Annotated in this window: 14 protein-coding genes; 7 read left to right on the top strand and 7 right to left on the bottom strand. The window is 55.2% G+C overall.

The features are described 5' to 3' along the window. The first annotated feature begins 108 nt into the window (after positions 1–108). Complete coding sequence (locus AB8B75_RS05775; protein ID WP_405360561.1) at positions 109–729, top strand: class I SAM-dependent methyltransferase; 621 nt, start codon at positions 109–111, stop codon at positions 727–729. 64 nt (positions 730–793) lie between these two features. On the opposite strand, the gene rpsD is transcribed toward AB8B75_RS05775, so the two are convergent. Both rpsD and AB8B75_RS05765 read right to left on the bottom strand, forming a co-directional pair. After that, a complete protein-coding gene (gene rpsD, locus AB8B75_RS05770; RefSeq protein WP_405360559.1) occupies positions 794–1414 on the bottom strand; it encodes a 30S ribosomal protein S4 in 621 nt (206 codons plus the stop codon). A gap of 132 nt (positions 1415–1546) precedes the next feature. Further along, on the bottom strand, positions 1547–2128 hold the full coding sequence (locus tag AB8B75_RS05765; RefSeq protein WP_405360557.1) for a DNA-3-methyladenine glycosylase I: 582 nt from the start codon (positions 2126–2128) through the stop codon (positions 1547–1549). A 133-nt stretch (positions 2129–2261) separates the two neighbouring features. On the opposite strand from AB8B75_RS05765, the gene AB8B75_RS05760 reads away from it, so the two are divergent. The 5 genes from AB8B75_RS05760 (at position 2262) to AB8B75_RS05740 (ending at position 7425) form a co-directional block, all read left to right on the top strand. Then, positions 2262–3104, top strand: coding sequence for an EAL domain-containing protein (locus AB8B75_RS05760; RefSeq protein ID WP_405360556.1), 843 nt, complete (start codon positions 2262–2264; stop codon positions 3102–3104). Between the two features lie 165 nt (positions 3105–3269). Further along, positions 3270–4445: an acetyl-CoA C-acetyltransferase gene (locus AB8B75_RS05755; RefSeq protein ID WP_405360555.1), complete on the top strand. Its 1176-nt coding sequence runs from the start codon at positions 3270–3272 to the stop codon at positions 4443–4445. A 137-nt stretch (positions 4446–4582) separates the two neighbouring features. Further along, complete coding sequence (gene phbB / locus AB8B75_RS05750) at positions 4583–5305, top strand: acetoacetyl-CoA reductase (protein WP_405360553.1); 723 nt, start codon at positions 4583–4585, stop codon at positions 5303–5305. Positions 5306–5614: 309 nt separating this feature from the next. Then, the gene (locus AB8B75_RS05745) at positions 5615–6559 is read left to right on the top strand and encodes a transcriptional regulator GcvA (RefSeq protein WP_405360551.1); all 945 of its coding nucleotides are present in this window, start codon (positions 5615–5617) and stop codon (positions 6557–6559) included. Beyond that, the gene (locus AB8B75_RS05740) at positions 6556–7425 is read left to right on the top strand and encodes a DMT family transporter (protein ID WP_405360549.1); all 870 of its coding nucleotides are present in this window, start codon (positions 6556–6558) and stop codon (positions 7423–7425) included. The genes AB8B75_RS05745 and AB8B75_RS05740 overlap by 4 nt, the downstream gene beginning before the upstream one ends. Here the strand turns inward: AB8B75_RS05740 and AB8B75_RS05735 are convergent. The 3 genes from AB8B75_RS05735 to AB8B75_RS05725 form a co-directional block, all read right to left on the bottom strand. Continuing rightward, complete coding sequence (locus AB8B75_RS05735; protein ID WP_405360547.1) at positions 7422–7586, bottom strand: YdcH family protein; 165 nt, start codon at positions 7584–7586, stop codon at positions 7422–7424. The two genes, AB8B75_RS05740 and AB8B75_RS05735, sit on opposite strands and share 4 nt — an antisense overlap. A gap of 112 nt (positions 7587–7698) precedes the next feature. Beyond that, complete coding sequence (locus AB8B75_RS05730) at positions 7699–8439, bottom strand: tRNA1(Val) (adenine(37)-N6)-methyltransferase (RefSeq protein WP_405360546.1); 741 nt, start codon at positions 8437–8439, stop codon at positions 7699–7701. After that, the gene (locus tag AB8B75_RS05725) at positions 8436–8651 is read right to left on the bottom strand and encodes a DUF2007 domain-containing protein (RefSeq protein WP_405360545.1); all 216 of its coding nucleotides are present in this window, start codon (positions 8649–8651) and stop codon (positions 8436–8438) included. The genes AB8B75_RS05730 and AB8B75_RS05725 overlap by 4 nt, the downstream gene beginning before the upstream one ends. Before the next feature lie 55 nt (positions 8652–8706). Here AB8B75_RS05725 and AB8B75_RS05720 point away from each other — a divergent pair, with 55 nt between their 5' ends. Further along, positions 8707–9708, top strand: a complete 1002-nt coding sequence (locus AB8B75_RS05720; protein ID WP_405360544.1) for a polyprenyl synthetase family protein — start codon at positions 8707–8709, stop codon at positions 9706–9708. Here the strand turns inward: AB8B75_RS05720 and AB8B75_RS05715 are convergent. Together AB8B75_RS05715 and AB8B75_RS05710 are read right to left on the bottom strand one after the other, a co-directional pair. Further along, on the bottom strand, positions 9684–10613 hold the full coding sequence (locus tag AB8B75_RS05715; RefSeq protein WP_405360543.1) for a 4-(cytidine 5'-diphospho)-2-C-methyl-D-erythritol kinase: 930 nt from the start codon (positions 10611–10613) through the stop codon (positions 9684–9686). The two genes, AB8B75_RS05720 and AB8B75_RS05715, sit on opposite strands and share 25 nt — an antisense overlap. A 9-nt stretch (positions 10614–10622) precedes the next feature. Continuing rightward, positions 10623–12332 (bottom strand): tetratricopeptide repeat protein, encoded by a 1710-nt coding sequence (locus tag AB8B75_RS05710; protein ID WP_405360542.1) that lies wholly within the window; start codon positions 12330–12332, stop codon positions 10623–10625. Between the last annotated feature and the right edge of the window lie 91 nt (positions 12333–12423).

Genomic DNA, 12423 nt, shown 5'->3' with positions numbered 1-12423 from the left:
TAACGAGGTGGCGCAGGCTCTGCCACCGGAACTTTGCAGCCCAAAGCTGTTGTCTGACCGGACAGCAACCGGCTTGCCGCAGCCTGCGCGCCGTGCCAGTCTCCTGCCATGTCGCAAGACACCGCCACACTGGATCGTCGTTACAAAAGCGCGGCTCCCAAATGGTCAGATCGCATGCGCGTTCTGGGCTATTATGATGCATATCTGGGTTTTTTATCTCACCTGCCGCTGGGCGACAGGACAGGCAAACGGGTGATTGACATTGGAGCAGGGACAGGTGCGATGGCTGAGGCATGGGTGGCTGTCAACGGAACACCGGAAAAGCTTGTGTTGCTCGACCCCTCGAAAGCGATGCTGGCCAAAGCTGAAGCCACGCTCAACGGACGTGGTGTACGGGCGGATTACCGGGTCGAAAGCTTGAATGACGACACTGCAGGGCAATTTGACGTTCTGCTCGGCGCACATGTGATTGAGCATTTCGCTGACCCGACACGGGCTTTGCGCCACATGCGGCGGCTGGCCCGACCGGGGGCGCATCTGTGGCTCTCTGTCTCAAAGCCGCATTGGTGCAGCACCTTGATCTGGTTGCAATGGCGGCATCGCACGTTTCGCCGCCCGGAATTAAACGAGATGTTGGAAGCGGCAGGTTTCGCGGTCGAACATCCCTACAGCTTTCCCGCGGGGCCTCCGTCACGCACAAGTTTCGGGGTTGTGGCCCGCGCAATTTAAATTGTCATGAAAAAAGGCCGCGCTGGACACATCCGGCACGGCCTTTGCATTGAGATCGCGAAGTTTAGTTTTTCGCGTAAAATTCCACCACCAGGTTTGGTTCCATCATGACGGGATATGGCACATCGCCCAGCGCAGGCGTGCGGACAAATTTTGCAGTCATCTTGGAGTGGTCGGCCTCGATGTAATCGGGCACGTCGCGCTCGGGCAATTGGGTCGCTTCTAGAACAACTGCAATCTGTTTGGACCGGTCACGGACTTCGATCACATCGCCTTCCTGAACGCGGTAAGACGGGATGTTGACCTTTTTACCGTTCACTCTGACATGACCATGGTTCACGAACTGACGGGCTGCAAAGACCGTTGCCACGAATTTCGAGCGGTAAACGACGGCGTCCAGGCGGCGCTCAAGCAGACCGATCAGGTTTTCACCTGTGTCGCCTTTCACCCGCTCCGCTTCTGCATAGATGCGGCGGAATTGCTTTTCGGTCAGATCGCCATAGTAGCCCTTGAGCTTCTGCTTGGCGCGCAACTGAATACCGAAGTCGGAAATTTTGCCTTTGCGGCGCTGACCGTGCTGGCCGGGACCATATTCGCGACGGTTGACCGGGGATTTTGGCCGACCCCAGATGTTTTCGCCCATACGGCGGTCAATTTTGTGTTTGGCAGACGTGCGTTTGGTCACGGCTGTTCTCCTTCTCGAAGCGCCCAGATGGGCATGAAGGGCGTTGTCCTCTGGCTTGCGCCTGACAGGCTGTCCCTTGCGGGGGCCACCAACACCAATGAAGCCGCGCTTATACGCGCGATACTCCCAGAGTCAACGGGTCTTTGCGCGCGCCATTTCAGCAACGGCCGCGTGCCGCGGACAAGTCACCAAGTGATCATTGACCATCCCCACCGCCTGCATGAAAGCGTAGACGATAGTCGGGCCACAAAATCGAAATCCTTCTTTCTTCAGATCCTTGGAAACCTTGATAGAGAGCGGTGTGAAGGCCGGCACGTCGTCCAGCGTAACCCACTTGTTTTGCAACGGCACGCCATCGACATAGTTCCATAAAAACCGATCGAACCCGCCGTCCGCTTCGATTTTCTGCCAAACGCGGGCATTGGAAATGGTGGCCTCGATTTTGCCACGGTGCCGGATGATCCCGGCATCCCCTAGGAGCCGTTCGACGTCTTCCGGCCCCCATTGCGCGACTACATCGGGATTGAATCCTGCAAAGGCCGATCTGAAATTATTGCGCTTTTTCAGAATAGTAAGCCAACTCAGACCGGCTTGAAACCCGTCAAGCACCAGCTTTTCCCAAAGCGCCCGGCTGTCGTATTCGGGCACGCCCCAATCGGTATCGTGATAGGATAAGTAGATTTCGTCTGGTCCCGCCCATCCACATCTTTCCATATCCGTCGCCCTTGGTCAGCCGTCATTGCCTCATTGTTAGACCACGATTCAAATTAGAACAAAATGAGAATATTTACTGGAATTTAGGATTTTTGGTCACAAAGTGGCGGTACGTTTTCAAGGCGAGAGATCAATGGCTGGACCGAGAAAAAGAAAATTCGCAGATATCCCGGCAACTGCTGTCAACCCGTTGGCTTTTGCTGTGTCACAGCGCGATCAGAACATAACACAGATGGTTGCCGATGCCATCAAACACAAACAGGTCATGTTGGCCTACCAACCGATCATGCAGGCACGCGATCCAAAGAAGGTCGCCTTTTACGAAGGTCTGATCCGGGTTCTGGATGCCACCGGTCGGATCATTCCGGCATCTGACTTCATGGGCACGATCGAGAATACTGAACTGGGACGACAGCTGGATACGCTGGCATTGGGGCTGGGGCTACGCGCCTTGAACGAAAATCCGGGATTGCGCTTGTCGATCAACATGTCGGCGCGATCCATTGGATACCGCCAATGGAACCGCACATTGGACAGATGGCTCGGGCGCAACGCGCTGATCGCCGAACGGGTGATTTTGGAAATCACCGAAAGTTCTGCCATGACTGTACCCGAGCTTGTCGTTGATTTCATGGACCGTTTGCAGATCGAAGGTATTTGCTTTGCGTTGGATGACTTTGGCGCGGGCTATACGGCTTTGAGCTATTTCAAAGACTTCTTTTTCGATGTGTTGAAAATTGACGGGCAATTTATTCGCGGCATTAGTTCTGACCCTGACAATCAGGCGATGACGGCGGCTCTGGTTTCTATTGCGAAGCATTTCGACATGCTGACAGTTGCCGAATTCGTTGAGACCAAAGAAGACGCAGAGACCCTGATAAAATTGGGTGTAGACTGTTTGCAGGGTCACTACTTTGCAGCCGCAACGACGCGACCGCATTGGATGCCGGAAAGAGAAAAACGTGCGGCGTCCTGACATTCCATCACCCGAACGAACCCCTCTGTATCTATGCTAGCTCCATTGGTTGCCGCCTCGCAGCGAATGAGTTAAGCAGCCAATTATTAACGGTAGGGGTGGCCCGCCTCGGAAACGAGGCGTCATTTATCGTCCCTTCCCAGAATTGGCAAAGGACATATCTCCATGACAAACGTTGTTATCGCATCAGCGGCCCGTACCGCCGTTGGCAGTTTTGGCGGATCTTTCGCATCAACCCCTGCGCACGACCTGGGCGCCGCGGTATTGAAAGAGGTTGTTGCACGCGCAGGCGTCGACCCATCTGACGTCTCCGAAACGATTCTCGGACAGGTGCTAACAGCAGCGCAGGGACAGAACCCGGCCCGCCAGGCACATGTCAATGCGGGGCTGCCTATTGAAAGTGCAGCCTGGTCGATCAACCAAGTCTGCGGTTCCGGTCTGAGGTCTGTCGCCTTGGCCGCCCAACATATCCAATTGGGCGACGCGACTATTGTCGCTGCGGGCGGGCAGGAGAATATGACACTTTCACCCCATGCCGCCGCGTTACGCGCTGGCCACAAAATGGGCGACCTAAAATACATCGATACCATGATCCGAGACGGCCTCTGGGATGCGTTCAATGGCTATCACATGGGCCAGACAGCGGAGAATGTCGCCGAAAAGTGGCAAATCGACCGTGACCAGCAAGACGAATTCGCAGTCGCCTCCCAGAACAAGGCCGAGGCGGCGCAGAAAGCGGGCAAGTTTGCAGACGAGATCGCTGCCTTTACCGTGAAAGGTCGCAAGGGCGACACCATCGTCGATCAGGACGAATACATCCGCCATGGTGCCACAATGGAAGCGATGCAAAAGCTGCGCCCTGCCTTTACAAAAGACGGCTCCGTGACTGCGGCGAATGCGTCAGGTTTGAACGACGGCGCCGCGGCAGCGTTGATGATGTCGGCAGATGAGGCCGAAAAACGTGGCATTGAGCCACTTGCCCGAATTGCAAGCTATGCCACCGTAGGACTCGATCCGTCTATCATGGGTGCAGGCCCAATTTACGCCAGCCGCAAAGCACTGGAAAAAGCGGGTTGGAGTGCAGATGACCTTGATCTGGTCGAGGCAAATGAAGCCTTTGCCGCGCAAGCCTGTGCCGTGAACAAGGACATGGGGTGGAACCCGGAAATTGTGAATGTGAACGGTGGCGCAATTGCAATCGGTCACCCGATCGGCGCCTCTGGTGCGCGCATTCTGAACACGCTGCTCTTCGAAATGAAGCGGCGTGATGCCAAGAAAGGTCTTGCGACCCTGTGCATCGGTGGCGGCATGGGCGTTGCCATGTGCCTGGAACGCGACTGACCATAAACACACTGGCGCCATTAAGCGTCCGGCTACAGATTTTTTAGCGTGTTATCGATGGCTTCCTGCGCAATATTGTTGCGCAGGGCGATTTCAATGCGTAACAAGATTATCAAAACATCAAAGGAGAATCCAATATGTCCCGTGTCGCACTTGTCACAGGAGGCAGCCGAGGCATCGGCGCTTCAATATCCAATGCGCTGAAAGACGCCGGCTATTCTGTCGCTGCCACCTACGCCGGCAATGACGAGGCAGCTGCGAAATTCACTTCAGATACGGGCATCAAGACCTACAAGTGGAACGTCGCAGACTACAACGCCTGCAAAGACGGTATCGCAGGGGTTGAAGCCGATCTTGGACCAATTGACGTGGTCGTTGCCAATGCCGGTATCACGCGCGACGCGCCTTTCCATAAGATGACGCCCGAACAATGGCAGGAAGTCATCGACACAAACCTGACAGGTGTGTTCAACACCGTTCATCCGATCTGGCCTGGCATGCGGGAACGCAAATTTGGTCGGGTCATTGTGATCAGTTCGATCAATGGTCAGAAGGGCCAATTTGCGCAAGTGAATTATGCGGCAACCAAGGCTGGCGATCTGGGCATCGTGAAGTCGCTGGCTCAGGAAGGCGCGCGGGCCGGGATAACCGCCAATGCGATTTGTCCGGGTTACATTGCGACAGATATGGTCATGGCAGTTCCGGAAAAAGTCCGCGAGTCCATTATTGCTCAGATACCCGCAGGACGTCTTGGCGAGCCTGAGGAAATTGCGCGCTGCGTTGTCTTCCTGGCTTCTGACGATTCCGGATTTGTCAACGGATCGACAATATCTGCCAACGGCGCGCAATTCTTCGTCTAAGGGCGAAAATGGTGCCGATCGAAAAAAGGGGCCGGTTGGGTTAACCGACCCCTTCTTTATCCCGTAAGACAGTCGCGATCCGTCAGCGGGAAGACGAGAACAACCAGTTCCATGCGTCTTTCATTGCCTGTGCGCGCTCTTCGTGGGCACGGATCATTGCGTTGCGCATGAGGGTATTTGTGGGCGTTTCAAACATGGTTCATTCCTAGCTTTACTTCAGTGCATTTGATCTGATGCCAATATGTCATTCGCAAACATTGCTGACAAACGAGACTTTTCATCAATTCAGTTAAGATATACTTGTGTGAAATGATCGGTCGCCTCCCTCCCCTGACAGCACTGCGCGCCTTTGAAGCCGCCGCACGGCACATGTCATTTGTAAAAGCGGCCGAAGAACTGTCCGTCACACCTGCGGCTTTGAGTTTCCAGATCAAATCGCTTGAAGAACACTTGGGCGCACCGCTTTTCCACCGACTGAACCGCGCGGTCGCGCTCACCGAAGCAGGCACGGCGCTTGTTCCAGGTACATCTGACGGGTTTCAATCACTGTCGAACGCCTGGCGTGCGGCACAACGCCTGCAAGACGAGCAATCTCTAACGGTCACAGCCGGGCCCGCTTTCACCGCCAAATGGCTGGCCCCCCGCCTCTATGAGTTTGCACAGGCACATCCCGAGGTCGAATTGAGGTTTTCCGCTTCTCTCAAAATGATGGACTTCGGCAGAGATGCGATCGATGTTGCGATTCGATTTGGATATGACAACGACGCGGGCCTCTACTCTTTGCCACTGGCCGAGGAGTGGGTTGCGCCGGTTATGACACCCCACCTCGCCGCGCTGTATCCTGACGCGGAAAGCCTGACTTCGGCGCCTTTGATCTTTGACGACTCGATCAACTTCCTGCAACCGCGGTGTGACTGGAAGGCTTGGTTTGCAGCTGTGGGCATTGATTTCGACCCGCGTCATGGCCCCCGTTTCAGTCAGGCAGACCATGCCGTTGATGCCGCTTTGGCCGGAGTTGGCGTGGTTCTCGGGCGCCGGGCGCTCGTGGTGAAAGACATCGCCGATGGCCGGTTGGTCATGCCCGTCAATACTGCTCTTTCGACGCGGGCGCGCTTTCGGTTTCTTTGCCCACAAGGCACCGAAAACCGCCAACAGGTCAGGGCATTCCGGGAATGGATGTTGCACGAGATCAGCAAAACAACTTACATCACGGAGGCCCTGCATATCGTTGAATCGGTGGAGAGACCAATATGACATCCCATCGCGCAACTCTCATTGGTTTTGTCGCTGTGGTTTTGTGGTCGCTGCTGGCGCTCTTGACAGTTGGTTCTGCACCAACACCGCCACTACTGCTGAACACCATTTGCTTTTCCATCGGCGGTGCATGCGGTTTGATATGGACCTATTTTTCCGGTGGTTTAGGCGTTCTGAGATCCGTGCCCATACGCGTCTACATCTTTGGATCTCTCGGCCTTTTTGGATACCACGCCTTGTATTTCTCGGCCCTACGGCTGGCGCCGGCGGCAGAAGCCGGGCTTATCGCCTATTTGTGGCCTTTGTTGATTGTGGTTCTGTCCGGGTTTCTGCCCGGCGAAAAGGTTAAGCGCGGGCATCTGGTTGGGGCCCTTATCGGCTTTGCGGGCGCGGTGTTGATCATCTCGGGCGGGGGTAGCGGGTTTGAGATGAATTATTTGCCGGGATATGGTTTGGCTCTGATCTGCGCACTTACATGGTCGAGTTATTCTGTTCTCTCGCGCCTGGTTGGGCAGGCACCGACGCAATCCGTCACCATATTCTGTTTGGTGGCAGCTCTGCTGTCACTACCTTTGCACTTGGTTTTTGAAGAAACCTTGTGGCCGCAGACAAATATAGCATGGATCTCAACGGCGCTTCTGGGTTTTGGCCCGGTAGGTTTGGCATTTTTTGTTTGGGACATTGGTGTCAAACACGGCGACATCCAACTTTTGGGCGCCGCATCTTACGCGGCCCCCCTTCTGTCTACCTGTGTGCTTGTCTTGGCAGGCGTCGCGCCGCTCTCGCCCACCTTGGGCCTCGCAGCACTTTTGGTAACTGGCGGAGCCGTGATTGCGGCCCGCGCCAGTCTGAATTCAGATGATTAGCTCGACAGCCGCGTAATCTCTTCTTTCACACGTAGTTTTTGTTTTTTAAGGTCAGCGATTGCAAGGTCGTCAATGCCGGGAGCGCGTTGCGCTTCTTCAACGGCATCACTCAGGGACTGATGTTTTCTTTTCAGCTGTTCGACATGTGCAGTAACGCTCATTCATTCCTCCTGTTTGCTACGGTACGACGTAGAGTGGAGCACACCTTGCGCTGTGAGTCACGCCGCAGGAGCAGCATGGGCATAATTCTCGTTAAAATTGTGTTAACGCCGCTCAGAATTCAAGCTTCGCACCATCCCGAAGCACGGCTTTGACCTTTGAAACATAGCTATCCGCGTCTTTTTTGTGGTGATCACCCTCATGGAGAATCAGTTGTGGATACAACCTAAAGGCGGCACGACCATTCTTTTTGGCGCGCAAAATCACCAGTTCTGCAAGCCGCCCAGCCCGCGGACTAATTGGCAATACTTCAATTGTTCCCATGTATTTTGGCAGGGCGGTCAGGATCTCAGGCAAGCGTTCCGCGCGGTGTATGAAATGCACCTGACCCTTGGGTTTGACGCGTTTGGCAGCGACCTTGATCCAAACTGGAAGCGGCGTGTTTTCGGCCAAGGCCGCTTCTCGGCCAGCATCTTGCGCCGCGCGCCCTGCAGATCTGTCGAAATAAGGCGGATTCGCGATCACGTGATCAAATTGCCGTTCTCGTAAAGACGGCGGAAGAGCATTCAGGTCTGCGACCACAACCTCCAACATCCCTGACCCATTGCTCTCTGCCAACCGCGCATAGGCCTCTTGTTTTTCCACACCTGTCAAGGCCAGCCCAGGGACCCTCGCCCCAAGGCATAGTGCCGCTGCACCGACCCCGCATCCAAGATCCAGCACAGTTTGACCGGCGGTTGCGGGCACGCTCGCGGCCAACAGGACCGGATCCACGCCTGCGCGATAGCCAACACGTGGCTGAAAGAGCTTCACCCGGCCTCCCAGAAACGCATCTTCTGTCAGAGTATCTGTCATTTCCCCAATGGAATTTGGTTGTCTCTTACAACACGCAAGGCAGCGGTGTGATCATCGGTTCGAACCATCAATCGACGTGGGAAGATTCCGATGCCTCCTTCGAGCACGCTCATGTTTACGTCCAGCTCAAAGCAGTCTATATCCTCGCCTTGTAAGAGAGCCATGGCAAAGGCAATGATCGTGGGGTCTGTGCTACGCAAAAGTTCCTTCATAACAGGGATGTAAGGGCATGCTGACAGCCTTGTCGAGCCTGCAAACGGGAAGTTGATGCCGAAGAGCCAAAATTCACAAAAACCGCACGACCGTATGGCCGCATTTCTGGCCGACGACTTGGCGGCCGTGAACAAGTTAATCCGGACGCGAATGGCCTCTGAACATGCGCCCCGCATTCCTGAGGTTACGGCGCATTTGGTGGAGGCAGGCGGCAAGCGTTTGCGACCCATGCTGACCTTGGCGGCCGCCCATATGTGCGGTTATGAGGGACCATACCATATCAATTTGGCCGCCACGGTAGAGTTCATTCATACAGCGACCTTGCTGCACGATGATGTGGTGGACGAGAGCGCCCAGCGACGCGGAAGGCCAACGGCAAATTTGCTCTGGGACAACAAGTCATCGGTTCTGGTGGGTGACTATCTTTTTGCGCGTAGTTTTCAGTTGATGACAGAAACCGGTTCGTTGCGGGTGTTGGATATTCTGTCAAATGCATCGGCAACGATTGCTGAAGGCGAAGTTTTGCAGCTCACCGCGAGCCAAGATTTAGCCACCAACGAAGACGTGTATCTCAAAGTGGTGCGTGGCAAGACGGCGGCACTTTTTTCTGCGGCCATGGAAGTCGGCGGTGTGATCGCGGATGCACCCGAAGCGCAGGTGCGCGCACTCTTCGAGTATGGAGATGCGCTGGGAATTGCCTTCCAGATCGTTGACGATTTACTAGATTTTCAAGGAGATGCAGGTGCGATTGGCAAGAATATCGGTGACGATTTTCGCGAACGCAAACTGACCATGCCGCTGATCAAGGCCGTTGCGCGAGCAGACGCAGAAGAACGCGATTTCTGGGTTAGGACCATAGAAAAGGGCAAGCAGACCGATGGGGATCTTGAAACAGCTGTGGCACTATTGCACAAACACGACGCTTTGACAGATACGGGCGTGGCCGCGCGCGCATGGGCCACCAAGGCAAAATCGGCCTTGTCACAGGTACCTGACCACGCGGTTAAGCAAATGTTGGTAGATCTGGCTGATTACGTGGTTGAACGCATTAATTGAGCCTGCGCCCGCTGGTGTTGATCTCCAAGCTGCGTCGCTCTGACCCACCAATCGGTATGCGCTCGGGATATTGACGCGGCGGCGGCCTCGGCTCTCCTCATGTCCGGAAAAAGTCCAAAACACGTAGCGCCAGACCCGGACATGCGTGCGAGGAGACAGTCTTCGCTTTGTGACAACGCCGTTTTGGTCTGACTGATCGCAGGTTCCACAGAGATCGCGGCGGCTTCGAGATCGTTGCGTTGTTCGCCCAGCCAAGCGGCTACCTGATGCACATGGGCAAACTCAGGAAGCTCTTCAGACATGGGCGGATGATCCCGCTGTTGCAACGCTTTGAAAACCGTTGGGGTTGAAACGCTGCGCCGCGGGTTGACAAGGACGGCATACAAGGGGGGGAAACCAGCCACCGGCTTGATGTGTTCGCCAATGCCGGTCACGCGTGCAGTTCTTGCGCCCACGCACATGGGTATATCCGCCCCGAACGAAACAAGCTCGCCAACCTGGGGCATGTTTTGCATGTCCCTACGCCGGCTTGAGGGTTCGATTGTGTCAAAAAGGGCGCTGAGCGCGCGGAAGCTGGCAGCGGCGTCCGCCGACCCGCCGCCGATCCCTGAAGCAACGGGCAACTCTTTAGTCAATTGAAAACTGCATCCTTGAATGCGGCCAAAGAGCCGGGCAACGCGCAGGACGAGATTTTCATCGCTTTCCGGCAGCGTACTTGACTCGGGTCCGTGGACACGCAACGAAAGATCTTTGTGTCTTACAGCAATCAAAGTGTCGCCCACATCCGCGAAGGCTACCAGACTGTCCAGAAAGTGGTACCCGTCCGAGCGTTGGCCCGTCACATGCAGCGTTAGATTGATCTTCGCAGGTGCAAAAACTCGTACGGCTTGCGCGGGTTCAGACACGTTTACGCATCAGTCTCTCGCGACCTCCAAGGGTTCGGCACCCTCTTCCTCGAGCACCGCATCGAGCCCGAACTCAAGCTTACGCCGAATGCGATCTGGTTTGGCCTCGCTCAAAGGATCATCTTCATCGACAAATGACAACGCCCGTGCCCATTGAAACTCGGCCTCGCGCTTTCGCCCCACGGCCCAGTACACATCGCCCAGATGATCATTGACTACAGGATCCACGGCCATCAGCGCCACTGCGCGCTCCATATGCGGCACGGCTTCTTCGAAGCGACCCAACCGGTAGAGCGCCCAGCCCAATGAGTCGATAATATAGCCGCTATCGGGGCTTGCAGCGACAGCGCGTTCTATCATTTCCAGCGCCTCATCCAGGTTTTGTTGTTTTTCAACAAGCGAATAACCAAGGTAGTTCAAAACTTGGGGCTGATTTGGATTGATCGCCAGAGCCGCACGGAAATCTGATTCCGCCTCAATCCAATTGCCTTGACGTTCCTGAGATATCGCTCGGGCATAAAGCAAGAACCAACTGGGGCCGCCCTTGTCAACCACCAGTGCCGCCGCTTTATTATAGGACTCAACAGCATCGCCAAATCTGTCTTGTTGCCGCAGCGCATCCCCCAGTGAAGAATGAACCGTCGCCAGTTCGCCATGACTGCGCGCCAATTGCTCCAGAACCTCGATCGCCGCTTCCGGCCTGCCGGACCGGCGCAATGCCGCGGCGCGGCCCAGTTCTGCAGCATGATAGGAGGGGTCGTCCGCTGGTACACGCTTGTAAACGGCAATCGCCTGATCGAATTGCTCCAACGCCTCAAACAGTTCAGCCGTCAAAAGCAAAGCGTCGACATGATCCGGGCGCAGGTTCAGCGCAATCTGGGCGTAAAGGATGGTATATTCAGGACCCGCTTCAGACCGAAGCGCAGCGGCGACAGAGTAAAAAACCTCGGCAAATCCATCCTGCACCGAATTCACGTGCTGAAAAGGAAGTGCCTCGCCTTGGTTCAGGGCATCGATAATCTGCTCTATTTCGGGATCGGTCGCACCCGAAAACATTTGCTGCAACAGTTCCAGTGCTTTCTGGTTGTCACCCAATTGAGACAGAATTTCGACCCGAGCCAACACGCCGCGCCGCGTTTGAATGACGGTCCCTGTGGTATCCGAATTGAAGATTTCTTCTGCACTCTCGAAGTCACCCACTGAAGCAAAAGCCATCGCCTTGTGAAAAAGAGCAAACCCGAGCAACCCGGGTTGTTGCGAAATCTCATCAAAAGATGCCAGCGCATCCGAAACACGACCCTCTCCCATGAGAGCCCAGGCCTGTACCAAACCATCCACGAGGGGCCCAATACCCTCTCCTTCCGCAGGTTTGACCTGAAGCGCGGCAAAATCTTTTTCCATAACGCTATGAGCGGTCAGAACCAGCCCAGCGACCTGGCTTGCCTGATCAGATTTCAGCAGAGTTTTTGCGACGGGCACAGCGCGGTCAACGCGCCCCAGTGCAAGTTGCGAGACAAGGACGCTCTCCATTATCTCGACGTTTCCAGGATCCCGGGTCAAAGCCTGTGTAAAATAGGACGCCGCTTGTTCGAAATCGCTCTCCATAGCCGCGGCACGCGCTGCGAGATAGGAACCGGAATTCGACTGTGCCAAAGTAGGAACGGCACATACCATCGATAGCGCAATCGCGATTGCGGACGTCATCATTTTATTGAACACAAAACCACGCCTCGTAAGAAACTTTCTTTTCCCACAAAGTAACATTTTCAAACGGCTGTGCAATGCTGAGAACGCGATATCGAAAATGACG

Source organism: Roseobacter sp. (assembly GCF_045106495.1).
Classification (GTDB): Bacteria; Pseudomonadota; Alphaproteobacteria; order Rhodobacterales; family Rhodobacteraceae; genus Roseobacter.
The sequence above is the reverse complement of the archived record's forward strand: the minus strand, read 5'-3'. Positions and strand labels throughout refer to the sequence as shown.